This window comes from Noviherbaspirillum sedimenti, from assembly GCF_003590835.1.
GTDB lineage: Bacteria > Pseudomonadota > Gammaproteobacteria > Burkholderiales > Burkholderiaceae_D > Paucimonas > Paucimonas sedimenti.
Genome location: NZ_QYUQ01000002.1, coordinates 1,926,442 through 1,946,712, shown reverse-complemented (window position 1 = coordinate 1,946,712; position 20,271 = coordinate 1,926,442). Strand labels below are relative to the sequence as shown.

The window sequence follows — 20,271 nt, the reverse complement described above, 5'->3', positions numbered from 1 at the left end:
GGATATGGATAAGCATTATCGGATGAAATTTCATTGGAGCGGGTTCACGCTGGTGGAAGTGATGGTGGTCGCCGTGATCATTGCTGTCCTCGCCGGTCTGGCTTATCCATCCTACCGCGATGCGGTTCGCAAGGCGCGCCGGGCTGAAGGCCGCGCGGCGCTGTTGCAAGTGCTGCAGCAGCAAGAACGCTATTACCTGCTGCATACCCGCTATATTGCGTTTTCTGCTGACTCGGCCGATGCCGATGCCAAGAAATTCAACTGGCATTCAGGTAACTCCGCTGCTGCCAGCGCCTATGAAATCAGCGGCGCTGCCTGCGCTGGCGCGACTCTGCAGGATTGCATCCTTCTGTCCGCGACACCGGGCAGCGCCAAGGTCGATAGCGCCTATGAGGATCCGCATTGCGGCGTGTTGTCGTTGTCGAGTACCGGCGCCAAACTTCCGGCCGGCAAGGACTGCTGGTAAGCCGATGATGCGCAAGTCCAGCACAAGTCGGGCGAGCGAGCGAACGGGTTTTTCCATGGTCGAGTTACTGACCGCGCTGGCGGTTGCCGCAATCGTCCTGGCGCTCGCGGTGCCGGGCTTTCAGTCGCTGATCCGCAACCAGCGCCTGAGTACCAGCGTCAACGCCTTTATCGGGGCGCTGCATCTGACGCGCTCGGAGGCGATCAGGCGTGGCAGCCGGGTCGATCTGGTGCCCGCGGACGGGGCCGACTGGGCACAGGGGTGGGTGGTTTTCGTTGATCAAAATGACAACCAACAAGCCGATTCCGGCGAAATGATCCTTGCAAGGCAGGCGGCGGTGGCCGGCGGCATGGCCATAAAATCGGTGCTGACCGATTCAAGCAAGCTCTATCTTGCATATAATGGCAGCGGACGCACGCGAACCAACGCCAGCAGCCAGACGCCGCAACTCGGGACAGTATCGTTTTTCCTCGACGGGAAGATCCGCAGCATCAAGCTGAATTTTTCCGGCCGCGCGCGCGTCTGCAATCCGGAACAGGACAAAACCTGCACCGGCGCCGATGACGCCGATTGAGACCGATTGACGTTGATTGACGCTGATTGAGGTGGCATCCAGCCCGGCGCGGTCAAGTCGGGCTGAGTCGTTTGCGCTTGCAGTATTGCCATCCTTGAATCAACTATCCGATCCAGCCTTGTGAACATTACAAACGACGACGACGGTATCCGCCTGGCCCTGGAATGGGCCGCCAAAGGCATGTTTATCACCACCCCCAATCCGCGGGTCGGTTGCGTTATCGTGCGCGCTGGCGAGGTCATCGGCGCAGGCGCGACCCAACCGGCAGGGCAGGCGCATGCCGAGGTCCAGGCCCTGCGTGACGCAGCGCAGCGCGGCAACGATGTGCGCGGCGCCACCGCGTATGTGACGCTCGAACCTTGCAGTCATCATGGCCGCACCCCGCCTTGCGCCGATGCGCTGGTCGCCGCCGGCGTGGCGCGGGTAGTGGCGGCGATCGGCGACCCCAATCCGCTGGTGGCAGGGCAGGGCTTGGCGAAGTTGCAGGCGGCCGGCATCGCGGTGGCTTGCGGCGTGCGCGAAGATGAAGCGCACGAAATGAATATCGGTTTTTTTTCGCGCATGCAGCGCGGCCGGCCATGGGTGCGCATGAAAGCAGCCGCCAGCCTGGACGGCAAGACGGCGCTCCACAACGGCCAGAGCCAGTGGATCACCTCGGAAGCGGCGCGCACGGATGGCCACTGGTGGCGCGCGCGCGCCTGCGCGATCCTCACCGGCAGCGGCACGGTCAATGAGGACGACCCGCAACTGACGGTGCGCGGCGTCGATACGCCGCGCCAGCCGCGCCGCATCGTGGTCGATAGCCGCTTGCAGATCAGCCCCGATGCGCGGGTACTGGCCGGCGGCGGCACCTGGATTGTCGCCGCCCAGCCCAATCCGGAAAAGGAAGCGCTGCTGCGCGAGCGCGGCGCCGAAATCATCATGCTGCCCAATGCCGCCGGCAAGGTGGATTTGCCGGCGCTCATGCAAGAACTCGGCCGGCGGCAAATCAATGAATTGCATGTCGAAGCCGGCTCGCGTCTGAACGGTGCGCTGATCGCCGAGGGGTGCGTCGATGAGTTGTTGTTGTACCTGGCGCCCAGCCTGCTCGGCGATGCCCAGGGCTTGTTCGACCTGCCTGCGCTCGAGTCGCTCGACGGCCGGCGCGCACTGTCATTTCACGAGGTCCGGCAAATCGGCGCCGATTTGCGTATCCTTGCCCGTTTCTCCTAATTTTTTATCTCGCCATGTTTACTGGAATAGTCGCCGCAGTTGGAAAAATTGCCACCATCACGCCTTTGGGTAGCGACCCGGATGCCGGCCTGCGCCTGAGCGTCGAAGCCGGCGGGCTGCCGCTGGCCGATGTCGCGCTGGGCGATTCGATCGCCCTGAACGGCGCCTGCATGACGGTGGTTGCGAAAACGGCAGCAAGCTTCGAGGTCGAGGTGTCGCGCGAAAGCCTGAATTGCACGGTCGGCCTGGATGCGCCGGGCGAGGTCAATCTTGAAAAAGCCCTGACCCTGGCTGAACGGCTGGGCGGGCATCTGGTATCCGGCCACGTCGATGGCCTGGGCGTGGTGCGCCGCTTCGAGCCGGTCGGCGAATCATATGAGTTGGTGATCGAAGCGCCGCAGGTGCTGGCAAAATACCTGGCTTTCAAGGGTTCGATCGTCGTCAATGGCGTCTCGCTGACGGTCAACCGCGTCGCCGATCTGGCAACGGGCTGTGAATTTTCGATCAACCTGATTCCACATACGGTCGAGGTCACCACGCTGCGGCATTTGCGCGCCGGCGCCAGGGTCAATCTTGAAATAGATCTGATTGCGCGGTATGTCGAGCGCATGCTGTCGCTGAGCGATTCAGGCCGATAAATCCGCGTTCATTAAACTGAGGCGTCAGGCTAAATCAATTAAAATAGCGGTCTACCGAGGAACCAATTTATGTCTTTAGCAACAACACAGGAAATCGTCGCCGAGTTGCGCGCCGGGCGCATGGTCATTCTGGTCGACGAGGAAGACCGTGAAAACGAGGGCGATCTGGTGCTGGCCGCCGAATTCGTCACGCCCGAAGCGATCAATTTCATGGCCAAGTACGGTCGCGGCCTGATCTGCCTGACCCTGACCGAAGAACGTTGCGCGCATCTCGAATTGCCGATGATGGCGACCCGCAACGGCACCGCATTCGGCACCAATTTCACGGTATCGATCGAAGCGGCCGAAGGCGTTACGACCGGCATTTCGGCGGCGGACCGGGCGCGTACCATCCAGGTGGCGGTGGCCAAACACGCCAAGCCCACGGATATCGTGCAGCCCGGCCACATTTTCCCGTTGAAAGCGCAAAAAGGCGGCGTGCTGATGCGTGCCGGCCATACTGAAGCCGGTTGCGACCTGGCTGAAATGGCTGGCCTGACACCAGCGGCGGTGATTTGCGAAATCATGAAGGACGACGGCAGCATGGCGCGCCTGCCGGACTTGATCGAGTTCGCACAAGAGCATGGCTTGAAGATAGGTACCATCGCCGACCTGATTCATTATCGCAGTCAACACGAGAGCGTCATCGAGCGCGTCGGCGAGCGTAGCGTGCAGACCGCATATGGCCGCTTCAAGTTGGTGGCTTACCGTGACACGCCCAGCGGTGGCGCGCATCTGGCGCTGGTGCATGGCGAGCCGCGCCCGGAAAATGAAACCCTGGTGCGGGTGCATCAGCCGGTTTCGGTGCTGGATATGCTCGATACCGAAGTTACCACCCATTCGTGGAACATGGCGACGGCGCTGAAGGCGATCCAGGCGCAGTCGCATGGCGTGATGGTCTTGCTTAATTGCGAAGAATCGGCAGAGCAACTGTTTAATCAGTTCGCCGCAATGAATGCGCCGGAAAAGCGTCCGCCGACGCGGGCCACGAGCATGGATTTGCGCACTTACGGTATCGGCGCGCAAATTCTCAAGGATTTGAACGTTGGCAAGATGCGCTTGTTGTCCAATCCGCGCAAGATGCCTTCGATGGCCGGCTTCAATCTGGAAGTGGTCGGTTTTCAAGAGCGGTCCTGAGGCTGGGGCCGGAATTGGAACATTGAATTTTGTATGCAGTTAATAGGGGAAAAGCCATGACAGTGGGAAGCTACGAATCGAATCTGGATGGCGAGGGTGTGCGCGTCGGGATTGCGCAAGCGCGTTTTAATGAAGTTGTTTGCCAGGGCTTGCTGACCGCTTGCCTGGCAGAGTTGCAGCGCCTGGGCGTAGCCGACGAGGATATCTTGCATGTGTCCGTGCCGGGTGCGCTGGAGCTCCCGCTGGCTTTGCAAAAACTTGCGGAAACCCAGCAATTTGATGCCTTGATCGCCATTGGCGCAGTCATCCGCGGGGAAACCTACCATTTTGAACTCGTGTCGAATGAATCCGGCGCAGGCATTAGCCGCGTCGGCCTGGATTATGGCATTCCGGTCGCCAACGCCGTGTTGACCACCGAAACCGACGAACAAGCTGAAGTACGTATGGTCGAAAAGGGCGCGGACGCTGCCCGCGTGGCCGTCGAAATGGCCAATCTGGCGATTGCCCTGGAAGACCTGGCGGATTCGACCGAAGAAGATCTGGCCTAAGGCGACATTCCCGCTGGCGCCTGGCGCCATTAACCCTGTTTTGATGCGTTCCGGCGCTAGCCGGAACCTCAGGTATTTTCATTCATGACACAAAAAGAACTTCACGCCAATTCCAACAAGAACCGCACGCCGCGTCATCGCGCGCGCGAGTTCGCCCTGCAGGGGCTGTATCAGTGGCTGCTGAATAACGAAGATGCGGGCGCCATCGATGCCCATATCCGCGAAGCGCATGGCTTCGACAAGGCCGATGCCGGGCATTTCGACGCCTTGCTGCACGGCGCGATCCGCGATGCCGGCGTGTTGCGCGAAGGGATTAGCCCCTTGATCGACCGTCCGATCGGCGAATTGTCGCCGATTGAACATGCGGTACTGTTGATCGGCGCTTACGAACTGAAGCACCATCTCGAGATCCCATACAAAGTTGTCATCAACGAAGCCGTCGAGCTGGCCAAGTCCTTCGGCGGCATCGATGGCCACAAATATGTGAATGGTGTGCTGGACAAGCTCGCCGGAAAAATGCGGGGGACGGAAGTCCAGTCTGCCCGCAAAGAGTAATTCCACAGGCAGTAATTCCATAGGAATTACGCTTGTAAGTATGAATTTCTCTCCTCTCGCATCCCGTCTCGGGAATATCGCGCCATTCCATGTCATGGAACTGGCGAAAATGGCTGCCGCCCTCGAGCGGCAGGGCCGTTCGATCATCCACATGGGCATCGGCGAGCCGGATTTTACTGCCGCGCCGGCGGTCATTGAAGCCGCCAGCCGGGCGATGGCCGAGGGCCTGACCCAATATACGTCGGCGCTGGGCTTGCCGGCATTGCGCGCAGCGATCGCTGGCCATTACTTGCGCACTTATGGCTTACAGGTGGCGCCGGAACGCATCATCGTCACCGCCGGCGCCTCGGGCGCCTTGCTGCTGGCGTGCGCGGCGCTGGTCGAGCAGGGCGCGGAAGTCCTGATGCCGGATCCATCCTATCCCTGCAACCGGCATTTCGTCGCCGCCTTCGAGGGCCAGGCGAAGATGATTCCCAGCGGCCCTGCGGAGCGCTTCCAGCTGACCGACGCCATGGTCCGTGCCAACTGGGGTGCGGCCACGCGCGGCGTGTTGCTGGCTTCACCTTCCAATCCGACCGGTACCTCGATCGATCCGGCTGAACTGGGTAGAATCGTCGCCAGCGTCACGGAACGTGGCGGATTTACCATCGTCGACGAGATTTACCAGGGCTTGAGCTATGATGCCGCGCCATTTTCGGCCTTGTCGCTGGGCGAGGATGTGATCGTCATTAACAGCTTTTCCAAGTATTTCAACATGACAGGCTGGCGCCTGGGCTGGCTGGTGGTGCCCGAGAGCCTGGTGCCGCATATCGAAAAGCTGGCGCAAAACCTGTTCATCTGCGCATCCGCCATTTCGCAATATGCCGGGCTGGCTTGCTTTGCGCCTGAATCGCTCGCCTTGTTCGAAGAACGCAAGGCCGAATTCCGGCGCCGGCGCGACTACATCGTGCCGGCGCTGGAGGAAATCGGCTTCCGCGTGCCGGTCAAGCCGGATGGCGCCTTTTATGTCTACGCCGATTGCAGTGCGCTGGCCGACGATGCCGACCGCCTCACTATCGATATGCTGGAGCAGGCAGGGGTGGTATTGGTACCGGGGCTCGATTTCGGCAGCCATGCTGCACGGCAGTATATTCGCCTCTCGTACGCCACCTCGATGGAAAATCTGCAGGAAGCGGTGGCCCGCCTGAAAACCTATTTCAAACGCGGGACAGGGCTGGCGCCGGGTTTTACACTACCAAAATAAAAAAAGGAGCCGGCTGGCTCCAGTTCGCAATCCAGTCAGGGCGCCTTAGCCTGAGATAGCCGCTACCGCAATCTTTTCGGATTCGATCTTGTGGTGTGGGGCAAGTGCTGCCGACTTGTCTTCCGCCGCCACTGCCTTTTTCGGCGCGGAGACGGCTTCGGCCGGCGAATTCGGCTCGGCGCTGCTGGCGACTGTGGAAACCACCGGTGCGGACTTGCCCGCCACTGCTTGCAGCCGGCGGTATTCAGCCAATACCCGTGCGCCATAACCGGAATCGGTGGCAAATGCGGCGGCACCCACGTAGCGCTTCAGGCCCGCTTCGACTGAGCCACCCTGCTTGACATAATCTTTCAGAATCGCCGAGCCGACCTTGATATTGGCAACCGGATCCAGCGCCGCATGGAGGCCGCCGTGCTCGCGAAACTTGTCGCGATGCACTTTGGACATTACCTGCATCAAGCCCTGCGCGCCCATGGCGCTTTCGGCGAAGGGATTAAAGCCGGATTCAATGGCGGCCACCGCCAGGATCAGCAGCGGATCGAGCTGGAGTTTGTGGGCGTTCTTGTAGGCTTCCGATACCAGCATGTGGGTGGCATCCGCCGCGACCCGGTAACGGCGTGAAATCCAGCGGGAAACGACCATTTGCTCATCCGACAGGGATGCCTTCGTGATTTCCAGGTCGATTTTGGCCGGTTGCTTCACTGCTGCCGGCTTGCCCGCAGCTGTCTGGCGAAAGGGTTGTGCCGGGGTATCCATCGGTATGGCCAGCCCGACATCCTTACTGACAACGACTTCGTCAATCTCGGCGCTTGCCGCTACCGTACTTGCCGCAAACGGCGACAGGGCTTTCAGATGCTCGGTGAAGTGCGGCTTGACGAACATCAAGGTCAGCGCGGCGATCGCGGCCACGCCCAGTACCATCAGGGAATGATGGGCGAGGGTCATGATGCCGCCCAGCGTAGCGCGGGCGAGCGAGGTGACAACTGTGGCGGATTGGTCGGCGGTCTTGCGACCGAGCATACCTCCAGCCTGGATAAATCGATGTAACATTGCTTCTCCTGAATCGTCACGGCACAAACAGTCCCCACGCCGGGCAAGCCCGGACTGATTCCTGTCAACGCCGTCAATCAGAAACATCGTCTGACTATGCATGGCGCAAAGTCAGACGGTCGATTTTGCCTGTTTTCAGCTGGCGGCGGCTATAAGCGGCACCGGACCCAGTGGCAGGCAAATTTTTCGGGGGGAAGGCTGACGCCTTTGGCAACACTCCTTAAAATGTCATGTGGGGCCCCGAACCCCGTGAACTGATTTGGTTTATTCTGCAGCACTTGTTCTTGTGTAAGGCTGCTTCCTCTTCAAGTGAGGCGAATTGTAGGGGCTGATTTATATCAAGTCAATCATATAAAAATTAAAATCAATAACTTATTGATATATAGAATCGCGCTGCACTGCAACAAAATTGAATATAAACAGTGACTTGGATGTTTTAGTTTGATACTGAACATGAGCTTAAAACTTTACAAAAAAACATGAAATATACAGATTTGCGCGATTTTATTAAGCAGTTGCAAGCAATCGGCGAGCTCAAGCGCGTCGGGCATCCCGTTTCGCCGCATCTGGAAATGACCGAGGTGTGCGACCGCACCTTGCGCGCGGGTGGTCCTGCGCTGCTGTTCGAGCATCCGACGGGGCACACCATGCCGGTGCTGGCCAATCTGTTCGGCACGCCGCGCCGGGTCGCGCTGGGCATGGGCGCGCAGGATGTCAGCGAGTTGCGCCGTATCGGCCAGTTGCTAGCGAGCCTGAAAGAGCCGGAACCGCCCAAGGGATTCAAGGATGCCCTGGGCCTGGGCTCCTTGCTCAAGGCCTTGTGGGATATGGCGCCGAAGGAGTCGCGCTCGGCACCTTGCCAGGACATCGTCTGGGAAGGCAATGATGTCGATCTGGCGAAGCTGCCGATCCAGCATTGCTGGCCGGGCGATATCGCGCCTCTGATTACCTGGGGGCTGGTGATTACGAAAGGGCCGCACAAGAAGCGGCAAAATCTTGGCATTTACCGCCAGCAGGTTTTGGCACGCAACAAGGTCATCATGCGCTGGCTGGCGCATCGCGGCGGCGCGCTCGATTTTCGCGAACATGCGATTGCCCATCCCGGCAAACCGTACCCCGTCGCGGTGGCGCTCGGGGCCGATCCGGCGACGATATTGGGCGCAGTCACGCCGGTGCCGGACAGCTTGTCGGAATACCAGTTCGCCGGCTTGCTGCGTGGCAGCCGCACCGAACTGGTCAAGGCGCTCGGCAGCGAACTGCGAGTGCCGGCGTCGGCCGAGATCGTGCTGGAAGGGCACATCTATCCGGATGCGGCGCATCCGAGCGGCTACGAACACGCCCTCGAGGGACAGGAGGGCACTAACGTGCCCCCCCGTCCGGTCAATGGTTACGAAATGGCCCTGGAAGGGCCATTTGGCGATCACACCGGCTATTACAATGAGCAGGACTGGTTCCCGGTGTTTACCATCGATCGCATCACCATGCGGCGCGATCCGATCTATCATTCCACCTATACTGGCAAGCCGCCGGATGAGCCTGCCGTTCTCGGCGTAGCCCTGAACGAGGTATTTGTCCCGCTGCTGCAAAAGCAGTTCTCGGAAATTACCGATTTCTATCTGCCGCCGGAAGGCTGCAGCTACCGCATGGCGGTGGTGCAGATGAAAAAATCCTATCCCGGCCACGCCAAGCGCGTCATGTTCGGGGTGTGGAGTTTTTTGCGCCAGTTCATGTATACCAAGTTCATTGTGGTGGTGGACGAGGATGTGAACATTCGCGATTGGAAGGAAGTCATCTGGGCCATCACCACCCGGGTCGATCCGGTGCGCGATACCACCCTGGTGGACCAGACGCCGATTGATTACCTGGATTTCGCTTCGCCAGTCAGCGGCCTGGGCAGCAAGATGGGCATCGATGCGACCAACAAGTGGCCGGGGGAAACCAGTCGGGAGTGGGGCCGGACGATTGCCATGACCGACGAAGTGAAGGCACGGGTGGATGCCATCTGGCAGGACCTGGGCATCTGATTGGACGGAGTACAGTCCTGCAGCATCGGCGCAAGTGCAAATTGCCAGGTGCAGTCCTGGCTTTGCTGGTAAAATGCGCTCGGCGGGCCCCTGCGCATTGTGGCTTGGTCAATCTGGTCAGGTCGGGAACGAAGCAGCCACAGCCGATCCCCACAAGTGCCGCAGACAAGGCTCGCCTTTCTTTTCCCTGTCATATTCTTCCGTTATCCTGCCGCAAGCTTCCATTTTTGGCAGTTGCCGGCCAGGTGCCAGTATCCTCTATCGGGTTTTTCGATCAAGGCTGATTGCTGGCAGCAATCTTGGGCATCTAGTACTATTATTTTGCCTTGAATCATTTTAGGCCCACCCATCTCCTCTCTCTGGTATGCATGTGACACGAAAGCAGTTCATTGCCGCAGTACTCGTTCTCGCCGCAGTCGCCGGCGTCGCTTATTTCATTTGGCAACGCAAGCCGGAAGCGCAGGTGCAAAAGCCGCGTACCCCGGTGCAAATCGTCAAAAGCGTGCTGGCGCAGCAAAAGTCGATTCCTGTCACGATCCAGGCCAATGGGTATGTCTCCGCGCTCAATACCGTCGATGTACGTCCGCAAATCCAGAACATTGTGCGCAGCGTGCATGTCCGGGAAGGGCAGGAGGTCAAGGCCGGGCAATTATTGTTTACGCTGGATGCCCGCAGCGATCTGGCCGGCGTCGAAAACGCCCAGGCACAAATGGCGAAAAACCGCGCTGACCTCGTAGAGGCTGAGGCAGCGCTCAAGCGCAACCAGGAACTACTGGCCAGAAATTTTGTTTCGCAAGCCGTGGTCGATACCGCGGCAAGCCGGGTGGCAGCCTTGCGCAGCACGGTCAGGGGTGACCAGGCGGCGATCCAGTCCAGCAGCGTTGCATTAAGCCATAACAAGATCAGTGCCAGCATCGGCGGCCGCCTGGGCGCGATCAGTGTGCGGCCGGGCAGCCTGGCACAACCCGGCGGCGATCCGATGGTGTCGATTGTCCAGCTTGACCCGATTGCAGTCAGTTTTTCGCTGGCGGAACGGGAACTGCAGCATATCCGCGCCAGTTACCCGGATGGCGCAGCGCCGGTGCGGGCGCAGCTGGCAGGCGGCCAGGAGGTCGGTGGCACGCTGTATTTCATCGACAATGCCGCAGATGCACAGACCGGCACCATCCGCATGAAGGCGCAGTTCCCCAACCAGGACCGCCGGATGTGGCCGGGCACCTATGTCAGTGTGCGGCTGGTGGCGCGCACGCTGCCCGACGCGGTGGTGGTGCCGGCGCAGGCAATCGTCACCGGGCCGGTGGACAAATTCGTCTACGTGGTGCAGCCGGATGATACTGTCAAGCCGCAGAACGTCGAGGTGCTGACGATTGCGCAGGGAGAAGCTGCCGTGGCGGGATTGAACGCCGGTGCGCGGGTTGTGGTCGAAGGAACACAAAACCTGCGCCCCGGCAGCAAGATACAGGAAGCCGGTGCAAAAAAAGGGCAGGGCGCGAGCGGCGCTGCGCGTGTGCAAAAGGACGCCGCCTGACAGGCGGATGTTGAAACGAAGCCGATCGAACCGTGAATATTTCCGAACTCTGCATCCGCCGTCCGGTCATGACCGTGCTGCTCTCCATCGCGGTCGTCGTGGTTGGCCTGTTCGCCTATGTTGGCCTGCCGATTTCTGCGCTGCCCAGCTATAACACGCCGATCATCAATGTTACCGCTTCGCTGCCGGGCGCCAGTCCCGAAATCATGGCGGCGTCGGTGGCAACCCCGCTGGAAAAACAGTTTTCGACCATCGCCGGGCTGGCTACCATCAGCTCGGCCAATACCCGCGGCAGCACCTCGATCACGCTGGAATTCAATGAAGACCGCGACATCGACGCTGCCGCCGTCGATGTGCAGGCGGCCTTGCTGCGCGCGCAGCGCAGCCTGCCCGAGGAAGTGACGTCATTGCCAGCCTACCGCAAGGTCAATCCGGCCGACCAGTCGGTGCTGCTGGTGGTGCTGACTTCGCCGTCCATGTCTCTGTCGGAACTGAACGATTACGCCGAAAACCTGATTTCGCCGTCGCTGTCGACCATCGACGGCGTGGCGCAGGTGTCGGTGTTCGGCCAGCGCCGCTATGCGGTGCGGATCAATGCGCGTGCCGATGAACTGGCTGCGCGCAACATGACCATGGATGAGCTGGCGGCGGCGATTCGCGCCGCCAACGCCAATACGCCAGTCGGGGTGCTGGACGGCCCGCGCCAGAGCCTGACCTTGCAGGCGAACCGGCAATTGCTGAATGCCGAGGCGTTCGGCAATCTGGTGATCGCCAGCCGCAACGGCGTGCCGATGCGCCTGCGGGATGTGGCTGATGTCGAGGATAGCGTGGAATCGGCCAAGAGCGGCAGCTGGGCCAATGGCGAGCCGTCGATCACCCTGGGCGTGCAGCGCCAGCCGAACGCCAATACGGTTGCCGTGGTCGATGAAGTCATCGCCAGGCTGCCGCAATTCAAGGCGCAGATGCCGGCCTCGGTCGATATCCGGGTCCTGAACGACCGCTCGGTGTCGATCCGCGAAGCGATCCATGACGTCAAGCTCACGCTGGTGTTGACGATCGCGCTGGTGATCATGGTGATCTTCCTGTTCCTGAAGCGCCTGTCGGCCACCATCATCCCGGTGCTGTCGCTGCCGATTTCGCTGATCGGCTGTTTTGCCCTGATGCACTGGCTGGGCTACAGCCTGAACAATATTTCCCTGCTCGGCATCACGATTGCGGTCGGCCTGGTGGTGGATGACGCGATCGTGATGCTGGAAAACATCGTGCGCCATATGGAGGATGGCATGGAGCCGCTGGCCGCTGCATTGAAGGGCTCGCGCGAAGTCGGCTTTACCATCGTCTCGATTTCGATTTCGCTGGTGGCGGTATTCATTCCTATCTTTTACATGCCGGGCGTGATCGGCCTGATGTTCCATGAATTCGCCGCCGTGGTGTCGCTGGCGGTGCTGGTGTCGGCCGTGGTGTCGCTGACGCTGGTGCCATTGTTGTGCAGCCGCTACCTGCGGCATGAAAAGCATGATGGGCACAAAAAGGAAAACTGGCTCAGCCGCTCGTTTGAAAAGCTGTTCCATGCCGTCCTGAATGCCTATGCCAGGGGCCTGGACTGGTGCCTGCGGCACCGGCGCTTCACGCTGACGGTGGCGTTGTCCACCTTTGCCCTGACTGCCTGGCTGTTCCAGAGCATGCCGAAAGGTTTTTTCCCCAGCGAAGACATCGGCCAGATTTCCGCCGTGGTGGAGGGGCCGCAGGATGCCTCCTATCCGGTGATGGTGGCGCTGGTCAATGCGGCGTCGGATGTCATGCTGAACGACCCGAATGTCGCCACCGTTTCCTCGCGCGTGAGCGGCAGCGATTCCGGCAGGATTTTCATTGGCTTGAAGCCGCGCAGCGAACGTGAATCGATGGATCGTGTGCTGGAACAGATGCGACGCAAGATCGGCGCCATACCGGGCCTGTCGATCTACCTGACGCCGGTACAGAACCTGCGCCTGGGCGGCCGTGCCAGCAAGAGCCAGTTCCAGTATGTGCTGCAAAGTGTGCGCGCCGATGAATTGAACGTCTGGGCCGAGCGGCTGCAGGAGCGTATGCGCGCCGAACCGATTTTTCGCGACGTGACCAGCGATTCGCAACTGAAGGGGCTGGAAGCGATGGTGGATATCGACCGCGATCGCGCCAACCAGGCCGGCGTCGGCATCCAGGACATCCGCACAGCGCTCTACAGCGCGTATGGCGAGCGGCAGGTATCGACCATTTTCACCAGCAGCAACAGCTACCAGGTGATCCTGCAAAGCGAAGGATCGGGCCGCCAGGATGAGGCCGACCTGAAAGATATCCATGTGCGCAGCAAGACCGGCGTGCTGGTGCCTCTGATGAGCGTGGCGACGGTGCGGCGTGCCGCCGGCCCGATCGCGGTCAATCATGCGGGGCAGTTGCAGGCGATCACGGTGTCATTCAACCTGGCGCCGGATGTGCCCTTGGGCGACGCCAGCGCCAGGATTGCCGAAATCAAGGCCGAGCTGGGCATGCCGGCCAGCGTGATCACCTCGTATGCCGGCGATGCCGCGGTGTTCCAGTCGTCGCAGACCAGCCAGGTGGCCTTGCTGCTGCTGGCGGTCGCCGTCATCTATATCCTGCTGGGGGTGCTGTATGAAAGCTATATTCATCCGATCACGATCCTGGCGGGCCTGCCGTCGGCGGCCATCGGCGCCTTGCTGGCACTTTCCCTGTTCGGGTTCGAACTGACCCTGATTGCCACCATCGGCATCCTGATGCTGATCGGTATCGTCAAGAAAAACGCCATCATGATGATCGACTTTGCGCTGGATGCGCAACGCAGCCAGGGCATGGCGCCGGTGGCGGCGATCCGCACGGCCTGCCTGTTGCGTTTCCGGCCGATCATGATGACCACGCTGGCGGCGCTGATGGGCGCGCTGCCGATCGCCTTCGGCCTGGGCGCCGGCGCCGAGTTGCGCCAGCCGCTGGGCGTGGCGATCGTCGGCGGCCTGCTCATGTCGCAGGTCATCACGCTGTTCATCACTCCGGTGATTTACCTGTACCTGGACCGCTTCAGCGGCACCGGTCCGGTGGAACTGGCGCCGGAGCTGCTGGCGCCTACGCTGCCGGCTGAGCCGGCCGTCAGGCCGGCCAAGCGCGCCTGAGGATTTCTTCCTGCAGCGTTGTCGACGCCAGGGTGCCATACACGCGCCCGCAGGCGGCATCGCCGCGACTGGCGATGAAGGCTTGCGCAACCGCTGCCGGCGCATGCTGCAGCATCAGGCAGGATTGCGCCGCCAGCGCCAGTTGCTGCACGAAGCGGCGCGCCAGCATTTCGCGCTGCTGCGGCGGCGTCGCCATGTCGTCCTTGACGCCATCGACCAGGGCGCGCACGGCGGGAGGCGTCGCGGCACGCTCCAGTTCCTCCAGCAGCAGCGCAAAGCCGTCGGGTTCGCGCTCGATGGCGCGCAACACATCCAGGCACATGACGTTGCCGGAACCTTCCCAGATTGAATTGACCGGCGCTTCGCGGTACAGGCGCGCCATCGGCCCGGTTTCGACATAGCCATTGCCGCCCCAGACTTCCATGCATTCGCCGCAAAATTCCAGCGCGCGCTTGCAGATCCAGAACTTCGCGGCCGGCGTCATGATGCGACGCCAGGCGCGCTCCAGCGGGTCGTCGGCGGAATTGTCGGCGGCATCGAAGGCGGCCGCCAGGCGCAGCATCAGCAGGGTGGCAGCTTCGCTTTCCAGCGCCAGGTCCGCCAGCACATTGCGCATCAGCGGCTGTTCGATCAACGGCTTGCCGAAGGCGCTGCGGTGGCGCGCATGGTGCGCCGCCTGCGCAAAGGCCTGGCGCATCAGGCCGGCGCTGCCGATCACGCAATCCAGGCGCGTGTAGCCGGCCATTTCGAGGATGGTCGGGATGCCGCGGCCTTCCTCGCCGACCAGGATGCCGTGCGCATCCTGGAATTCGACTTCGCCGCTCGAATTGGAACGGTTGCCCAGCTTGTCCTTCAGGCGCTGCACCAGCACGGCGTTCTTGCCGCCGTCCGGGCGCCAGCGCGGCACGAAAAAGCAGGAGAGGCCGCCTTCGCTGCGCGCCAGCACCATGTGGGCGTCGCACATCGGCGCCGAGAAAAACCATTTATGGCCGGTGATCAGGTAATCCGCGCCACGCCCGCCGGCGCCGTCCGGTCGTGCCGTGGTGGTGTTGGCGCGTACGTCCGAGCCACCCTGTTTTTCAGTCATGCCCATGCCGATCAAAACCGAATTCTTGGCGGCAATCGGCAGGTCGCGGGGGTCGTGCTCCAGCGAATAGAGTTTGTCCTGTAGTTGCGCGAACAGCCGCGGCTCCTTTTGCAGCACGGGGATCGCCGCGAAGGTCATGGTGGTCGGGCACAACGATCCTGCCTCGACCTGGGCATGCATGTAGTAGCCGGCGGCGCGCGCGACATGGGCGCCGGGGCGCGGCGATATCCACGGCAGCGCGTGCAGGCCTTCGCGCCGCAGCAGCGCCAGCAGCAGATGCCAGCTGGGATGGAAGCTGACCACGTCGGTGCGATAGCCGTTGCGGTCATGTGTCAGCAGTTCGGGCAGATGGCGGTTGGCGAGGTCGCCCAGTTGCAGGATGCGGCCCTGTCCAAGCTCCATTCCCAGGCGCTGCAATTCCTCGAGGTGCCAGTCGGCATTTTCGCGCCGTACACCTTCGCACAGGGCGAGATCGCTGGCGAACAGGTCATAGTCGCGCAAGTCCGGTACCTGGTTGGTGACTTCATGGGTGGGCCATTGCATCGCACTCTCCCCGCGCCTGTTGGTGTCTTGATGATAGGGGCAATTCAGCGGTATTTGCAAGTATGGCAAGGCATGATCATGCGGTTTTACGCTGTGGCAGACGGGAAGTGGCCTTGCCTGGTCGCGGGTCAGGTAAAATGCTGGTTACATCCAACCTGTAGCGTGGCTATGTCTTATCAAGTTCTGGCAAGAAAGTATCGACCCAAAAGCTTCGACACCCTGGTCGGGCAGGAGCACGTGGTGCGGGCACTGACGCATGCGCTGGAGAATAAGCGGCTGCATCACGCCTATCTGTTTACCGGCACCCGCGGCGTCGGCAAGACCACACTGTCGCGCATCCTCGCCAAGTCCTTCAATTGTCAAGGCGCTGACGGCAATGGCGGCATCACCGCGCAGCCTTGCGGCGCGTGCGAAGCTTGCGTGGCGATCGATGCCGGCCGCTTCGTTGATTACATCGAAATGGATGCGGCGTCCAACCGCGGTGTCGATGAAATGGCGCAATTGCTCGAGCAGGCGGTGTATGCGCCTTCCAATGCGCGCTTCAAGGTCTACATGATCGACGAAGTGCACATGCTCACCAACCATGCCTTCAACTCGATGCTGAAGACGCTGGAAGAGCCGCCCGAACATGTCAAGTTCATCCTCGCCACGACCGACCCGCAAAAGATTCCGGTCACGGTGTTGTCGCGCTGCCTGCAGTTCAACCTGAAGCAGATGCCGCCTGGCCATATCGTCGGGCATCTGGAAAACATCCTCGGCCAAGAAGAAATTAGCTTTGAAACACCGGCCTTGCGCCTGCTGGCGCAGGGTGCGCATGGCTCGATGCGCGATGCCCTGTCGCTGACCGACCAGGCGATCGCCTATGCCGCCGGCAAGGTCACCCTGGAAGCGGTGCAGGGCATGCTGGGCGCGCTTGACCAATCCTTTTTGGTGCGCGTGCTGGATGCCCTGGCGCAGAAGGATGGTGCCGGTCTGCTGGCGGTCGCCGATGAAATGGCGGTGCGCAGCCTTTCCTACAATGGCGCGCTGCAGGATCTGGGGTCGCTGCTGCATCGCCTCGCCCTGGCGCAATCGGTGCCGGCGGCGGTGCCGGACGATCTCCCCGAGCGCGAGGATATCCTGCGCCTGGCAGGCTTGTTCGATGCGGAAGAAGTGCAATTGTTTTACCAGATCGCCGTGCATGGCCGCAATGAGCTTGGTCTGGCGCCGGATGAATATGCGGGCTTCTCGATGACCTTGTTACGCATGCTGGCGTTCCGCCCGGGCATGGGTGGCGCCGAGGGGCAGGCCGCGCCTGCACCTGTCGCTGTCGCCGCATCGGCAACGGCAGCCGCTGCGCCGGCGAAACTCGCCGCAGCACCGCAGGCAGCCAGCGCCAGCGTGCCGGTGGCGCGTCCGGCAGCCGCCGGCATGAGTCCGGCCCTCGCCGCGCTGGCAGCTGCGCGTAATGGTGGCAAGCTGCCTGCAGGAGCGACAGCGGCAGCACCAAGACCCGCAGCGCCGGCTGTACCAGTTTCGCAGCAGCAGTCGAAGGCGCCGCCGCCGTGGGACGATGAGGTGCCGCATCCGGCATTCGAGAGCGGCGCCGCGGCGGCCGCGGCTCAAAAAAAAACTGAAGCCCCGGTAGCGCTTGTACCTGCCGCAGCGGCAGCGCTGCCGCCAAGCGTGCCGCCGCCGCGTGCGGCGCTGTGCGCGCCGGTGCCCCAGCTAAACTGGGACGGCAACTGGCCGGTACTGGCCGCGGGCCTGCCGGTGCGCGGGGTAACGCAGCAACTGGCGCAACAAAGCGAACTGCTGCAGTGCGAGGCCGATGGCAATGCTGCGCAATTTCATCTGCGTGTGCCGCTGGAAACCTTGTGTGCCGCGGGCAGCATTGACAAGCTGGTGGCGGCGCTGAGCGAACATTTCGGCAAGACCGTGCGCGTGACGACCGAAATCGGCGCGGTCGAACAGACAGCGAGCGCCGCCGCGCAAGCCGAGCGCGCGGAACGCCAGCGCCAGGCCGAAGAAACGATGCAGGGCGATCCCTTCGTGCAGACGCTGATGCGCGAATTCGGTGCCACCATCGTGCCGGGCTCGATAAGGCCAATATAAATACTCTGTCCCCAACTGGATATAACTGGACAGATTTGTTAAGCGCAGCGGTACTCTGTCCCCAATTTTTTAACCTATTTAGAAGGAGTACGACCATGATGAAAGGCCAATTGGCAGGCTTGATGAAGCAAGCGCAGGCGATGCAGGACAACATGAAAAAGATGCAGGACCAGTTGTCGGCCATTGAAGTCGAAGGCCAGTCCGGCGCCGGCCTGGTCAAAGTCGTCATGACCTGCAAGAACGACGTCAAGCGCGTGTCGATCGACCCATCGCTGCTGGGCGACGACAAGGACATGCTCGAAGACCTGGTGGCCGCCGCCTTCAACGACGCTGTACGCAAGGCCGAAGCCACGTCACAGGAAAAGATGGCTGGCGTCACCGCCGGCCTGCCGCTGCCGCCCGGATTCAAGCTGCCATTTTAAATATTGCGGGAAAGCGTCCTTTTCCTTGCGGGACAGAGTTAAGCGAAGCGGTACTCTGTCCTCAACTGATTAAGGTGAAAGCGGTACTCTGTCCCCAACATTATCTATGAAGTCCTCTTCCAGCCTCGACTTCCTGACCGAAGCCCTGCGCCGTCTACCCGGCGTCGGGCCGAAGTCGGCGCAGCGCATGGCCTACCACCTGATGCAGCACGATCGCGAAGGTGCGGCGATGCTGGGGCGCGCGCTGGGCCAGGCGGTCGAGCGTATCCATCACTGCGAACGCTGCAATACCTTTACGGAAAATGCGGTGTGCGAGACTTGCCTCGATGAAGAGCGCGACCCGACCTTGCTGTGCGTGGTCGAGACACCGGCCGACCAGTTGATGATCGAGCAGACCCTGACCTACAAGGGCCTGTACTTCGTGCTGATGGGCCGCCTGTCGCCGCTCGATGGCATCGGTCCCAAGGATATCCACCTCGAAAAGCTGATCGCCCGCGCCACTGACGGCGTGGTGGCGGAAGTGGTCCTGGCCACCAACTTCACCAACGAAGGCGAAGCCACTGCCCACTACATCAGCGAAACCCTCAAGGCGCGCGGCCTGAAGGTGAGTCGCCTGGCGCGTGGCGTGCCGGTCGGCGGTGAACTGGAATATGTCGATGCCGGCACTATCGCGCGCGCCATGCTCGACCGCCGCGCCACCTGAAAGCATGGGGCAACAAGGTGCGCCACGCAAGGCATCGATGAAGCGCTGGCGAGGCTGCAGGCGGCCGACGTGCCAGTCGGGAAAATCTATACCATGCGGCACAAATCGAGCGCTTGCGTGCCGATAAAGTCATTTAGCGTGACTGTAACTCGGCATGCTTCATGCTTAAATTTCGATGATGCATCCTGACTAGTTGGAAAGCCGCAACAATTGTCAGCCCACTTTATAGTTTCTATCTGGAACTGACTGACAGTTTGATTGGCGCGGCATGACAATCATTCACAAGAGTTTGCAATCAGGCAGCGTCCAACTGCCTGGAGTTCTGTTATCATTTGATCAATGGAATCGCTCCACGGCAAGCAGTATTTCTCACGAGAAAAAGACCACCATGAACCAGGCCTTACAGAACGTCCCCGCTGCCTCCGGACCACGTCGTTTCAATCTTGAAATGATCGGATTTTCCCCTGCGGAAAAGGCGATGCTGGCCTCGACTTTCCGCCTGACTGGGCGTCGCGCCTTTTTCTATGCCGAAGCGACTGAGCCAAGCCAGCGCACCGACATTTACCTGGCCAATGGCGACAGTCCGGCCGCCTTGAAGGAGCTGGCGGAACGTGCGCCTAACCCCTATGCGCCCGCCGTGCTGATCGGCCGTTCGCCCATGGACATCGGCTGGCCGCGTGTGGAAAAGCCGATCCACTGGATGCGCCTGTTCGAACAGCTCGATACGGTGATGCACGTGGCGCTGTTGGAACGTGCCCGCCGCCCGAGTGACAGCGGCGACAAGTGGGATGGCCGCACCTTCCGTCGGGCGATCGACCAGGATGCGCCGCCGGAAGAAGTGTTCGTCGAACCCAGCCCGAATGAATCGGTGCTGGTAGTCGATGACAGCGCTACCGTGCGCGCCTTCATGAAAGCCAAGCTGGCGCCGTTCCGCTTCGATGTGGATTTCGCCGTCGATGGCGAAACCGCCATCGACATGGCGCAGGCCAAGCCCTATACCTGCATCTTCCTCGATATCATGATGCCCGGCATCGATGGCTATCAAGTATGCAAGCGCCTCAAGGGCAGCGCTGCCACCAAGAATACGGCCGTGGTCATGTTGACCAGCAAGTCTGGCGCCTTCGACAAATTCCGTGGCAACTGGGCTGGCTGCGATGCCTATCTCGGCAAGCCGGTCAGCGAGGATGAATTGCTGTCGACGATCGCCAAATTCTTGCCGAGTGCGCGCAAGGTGATCAACGCGGCCTGAG

The 20,271-nt window shown here is 61.2% G+C and carries 17 protein-coding genes and 1 other RNA gene; 16 read left to right on the top strand and 2 right to left on the bottom strand.

Annotated elements, in window-relative coordinates:
• The first annotated feature begins 22 nt into the window (after positions 1-22).
• The 8 genes from D3878_RS09095 (at position 23) to D3878_RS09060 (ending at position 6,412) form a co-directional block, all read left to right on the top strand.
• Entirely contained in the window at positions 23-466 is a 444-nt protein-coding gene (locus tag D3878_RS09095; RefSeq protein ID WP_233556284.1) for a type IV pilin protein, read from the top strand.
• Positions 467-470: 4 nt separating this feature from the next.
• Positions 471-1,040 carry a GspH/FimT family pseudopilin gene (locus D3878_RS09090; RefSeq protein ID WP_420799506.1) on the top strand — a complete coding sequence of 190 codons (570 nt, stop codon included), beginning with the start codon at positions 471-473 and terminating at the stop codon, positions 1,038-1,040.
• A 120-nt stretch (positions 1,041-1,160) separates the two neighbouring features.
• Complete coding sequence (gene ribD, locus D3878_RS09085; RefSeq protein ID WP_119785188.1) at positions 1,161-2,252, top strand: bifunctional diaminohydroxyphosphoribosylaminopyrimidine deaminase/5-amino-6-(5-phosphoribosylamino)uracil reductase RibD; 1,092 nt, start codon at positions 1,161-1,163, stop codon at positions 2,250-2,252.
• 14 nt (positions 2,253-2,266) lie between these two features.
• Positions 2,267-2,890 carry a riboflavin synthase gene (locus D3878_RS09080; protein WP_119785187.1) on the top strand — a complete coding sequence of 208 codons (624 nt, stop codon included), beginning with the start codon at positions 2,267-2,269 and terminating at the stop codon, positions 2,888-2,890.
• Positions 2,891-2,959: 69 nt separating this feature from the next.
• Complete coding sequence (ribBA, locus tag D3878_RS09075) at positions 2,960-4,066, top strand: bifunctional 3,4-dihydroxy-2-butanone-4-phosphate synthase/GTP cyclohydrolase II (protein WP_119785186.1); 1,107 nt, start codon at positions 2,960-2,962, stop codon at positions 4,064-4,066.
• A 56-nt stretch (positions 4,067-4,122) separates the two neighbouring features.
• On the top strand, positions 4,123-4,614 hold the full coding sequence (ribH, locus tag D3878_RS09070) for a 6,7-dimethyl-8-ribityllumazine synthase (protein ID WP_119785185.1): 492 nt from the start codon (positions 4,123-4,125) through the stop codon (positions 4,612-4,614).
• An 84-nt stretch (positions 4,615-4,698) separates the two neighbouring features.
• On the top strand, positions 4,699-5,169 hold the full coding sequence (nusB, locus tag D3878_RS09065) for a transcription antitermination factor NusB (protein ID WP_119785184.1): 471 nt from the start codon (positions 4,699-4,701) through the stop codon (positions 5,167-5,169).
• 40 nt (positions 5,170-5,209) lie between these two features.
• Positions 5,210-6,412: a pyridoxal phosphate-dependent aminotransferase gene (locus D3878_RS09060; RefSeq protein ID WP_119785183.1), complete on the top strand. Its 1,203-nt coding sequence runs from the start codon at positions 5,210-5,212 to the stop codon at positions 6,410-6,412.
• A 45-nt stretch (positions 6,413-6,457) separates the two neighbouring features.
• Here D3878_RS09060 and D3878_RS09055 read toward each other — a convergent pair whose 3' ends face one another.
• Positions 6,458-7,462, bottom strand: a complete 1,005-nt coding sequence (locus tag D3878_RS09055) for a transglycosylase SLT domain-containing protein (RefSeq protein ID WP_233556283.1) — start codon at positions 7,460-7,462, stop codon at positions 6,458-6,460.
• A gap of 479 nt (positions 7,463-7,941) precedes the next feature.
• Between D3878_RS09055 and D3878_RS09050 the strand changes: the two genes are divergently transcribed.
• From D3878_RS09050 to D3878_RS09035, 4 genes are all read left to right on the top strand, one after another.
• On the top strand, positions 7,942-9,486 hold the full coding sequence (locus tag D3878_RS09050; protein WP_119785181.1) for a UbiD family decarboxylase: 1,545 nt from the start codon (positions 7,942-7,944) through the stop codon (positions 9,484-9,486).
• An 81-nt stretch (positions 9,487-9,567) separates the two neighbouring features.
• Positions 9,568-9,666: signal recognition particle sRNA small type (gene ffs / locus D3878_RS09045), an RNA gene on the top strand.
• A 190-nt stretch (positions 9,667-9,856) separates the two neighbouring features.
• Entirely contained in the window at positions 9,857-11,014 is a 1,158-nt protein-coding gene (locus D3878_RS09040; RefSeq protein WP_233556282.1) for an efflux RND transporter periplasmic adaptor subunit, read from the top strand.
• Positions 11,015-11,046: 32 nt separating this feature from the next.
• A complete protein-coding gene (locus tag D3878_RS09035; RefSeq protein ID WP_119785179.1) occupies positions 11,047-14,172 on the top strand; it encodes an efflux RND transporter permease subunit in 3,126 nt (1,041 codons plus the stop codon).
• Here D3878_RS09035 and D3878_RS09030 read toward each other — a convergent pair.
• On the bottom strand, positions 14,150-15,802 hold the full coding sequence (locus D3878_RS09030) for an isovaleryl-CoA dehydrogenase (RefSeq protein WP_119785178.1): 1,653 nt from the start codon (positions 15,800-15,802) through the stop codon (positions 14,150-14,152). The genes D3878_RS09035 and D3878_RS09030 overlap by 23 nt on opposite strands.
• A gap of 168 nt (positions 15,803-15,970) precedes the next feature.
• Here D3878_RS09030 and dnaX point away from each other — a divergent pair, with 168 nt between their 5' ends.
• The 4 genes from dnaX (at position 15,971) to D3878_RS09010 (ending at position 20,270) form a co-directional block, all read left to right on the top strand.
• Positions 15,971-17,896, top strand: a complete 1,926-nt coding sequence (dnaX, locus tag D3878_RS09025; RefSeq protein ID WP_119785177.1) for a DNA polymerase III subunit gamma/tau — start codon at positions 15,971-15,973, stop codon at positions 17,894-17,896.
• Positions 17,897-17,991: 95 nt separating this feature from the next.
• Positions 17,992-18,318 (top strand): YbaB/EbfC family nucleoid-associated protein, encoded by a 327-nt coding sequence (locus tag D3878_RS09020; protein WP_119785176.1) that lies wholly within the window; start codon positions 17,992-17,994, stop codon positions 18,316-18,318.
• 106 nt (positions 18,319-18,424) lie between these two features.
• Positions 18,425-19,021: a recombination mediator RecR gene (gene recR / locus D3878_RS09015; RefSeq protein ID WP_119785175.1), complete on the top strand. Its 597-nt coding sequence runs from the start codon at positions 18,425-18,427 to the stop codon at positions 19,019-19,021.
• 388 nt (positions 19,022-19,409) lie between these two features.
• Entirely contained in the window at positions 19,410-20,270 is an 861-nt protein-coding gene (locus D3878_RS09010) for a response regulator (RefSeq protein ID WP_158592220.1), read from the top strand.
• Position 20,271 lies beyond the last annotated feature (1 nt).

Excerpts from the sequence above, each read along its gene's own strand:
- D3878_RS09095 (WP_233556284.1), top strand. The coding sequence starts at position 23 with ATGAAATTTCATTGGAGCGGGTTCACGCTGGTGGAAGTGATGGTGGTC.
- D3878_RS09090 (WP_420799506.1), top strand. The coding sequence starts at position 471 with ATGATGCGCAAGTCCAGCACAAGTCGGGCGAGCGAGCGAACGGGTTTT.
- D3878_RS09080 (WP_119785187.1), top strand. The coding sequence starts at position 2,267 with ATGTTTACTGGAATAGTCGCCGCAGTTGGAAAAATTGCCACCATCACG.
- ribBA (WP_119785186.1), top strand. The coding sequence starts at position 2,960 with ATGTCTTTAGCAACAACACAGGAAATCGTCGCCGAGTTGCGCGCCGGG.
- ribH (WP_119785185.1), top strand. The coding sequence starts at position 4,123 with ATGACAGTGGGAAGCTACGAATCGAATCTGGATGGCGAGGGTGTGCGC.
- nusB (WP_119785184.1), top strand. The coding sequence starts at position 4,699 with ATGACACAAAAAGAACTTCACGCCAATTCCAACAAGAACCGCACGCCG.
- D3878_RS09060 (WP_119785183.1), top strand. The coding sequence starts at position 5,210 with ATGAATTTCTCTCCTCTCGCATCCCGTCTCGGGAATATCGCGCCATTC.
- D3878_RS09055 (WP_233556283.1), bottom strand. The coding sequence starts at position 7,462 with ATGTTACATCGATTTATCCAGGCTGGAGGTATGCTCGGTCGCAAGACC.
- D3878_RS09050 (WP_119785181.1), top strand. The coding sequence starts at position 7,942 with ATGAAATATACAGATTTGCGCGATTTTATTAAGCAGTTGCAAGCAATC.
- D3878_RS09030 (WP_119785178.1), bottom strand. The coding sequence starts at position 15,802 with ATGCAATGGCCCACCCATGAAGTCACCAACCAGGTACCGGACTTGCGC.
- dnaX (WP_119785177.1), top strand. The coding sequence starts at position 15,971 with ATGTCTTATCAAGTTCTGGCAAGAAAGTATCGACCCAAAAGCTTCGAC.
- D3878_RS09020 (WP_119785176.1), top strand. The coding sequence starts at position 17,992 with ATGATGAAAGGCCAATTGGCAGGCTTGATGAAGCAAGCGCAGGCGATG.
- recR (WP_119785175.1), top strand. The coding sequence starts at position 18,425 with ATGAAGTCCTCTTCCAGCCTCGACTTCCTGACCGAAGCCCTGCGCCGT.
- D3878_RS09010 (WP_158592220.1), top strand. The coding sequence starts at position 19,410 with ATGAACCAGGCCTTACAGAACGTCCCCGCTGCCTCCGGACCACGTCGT.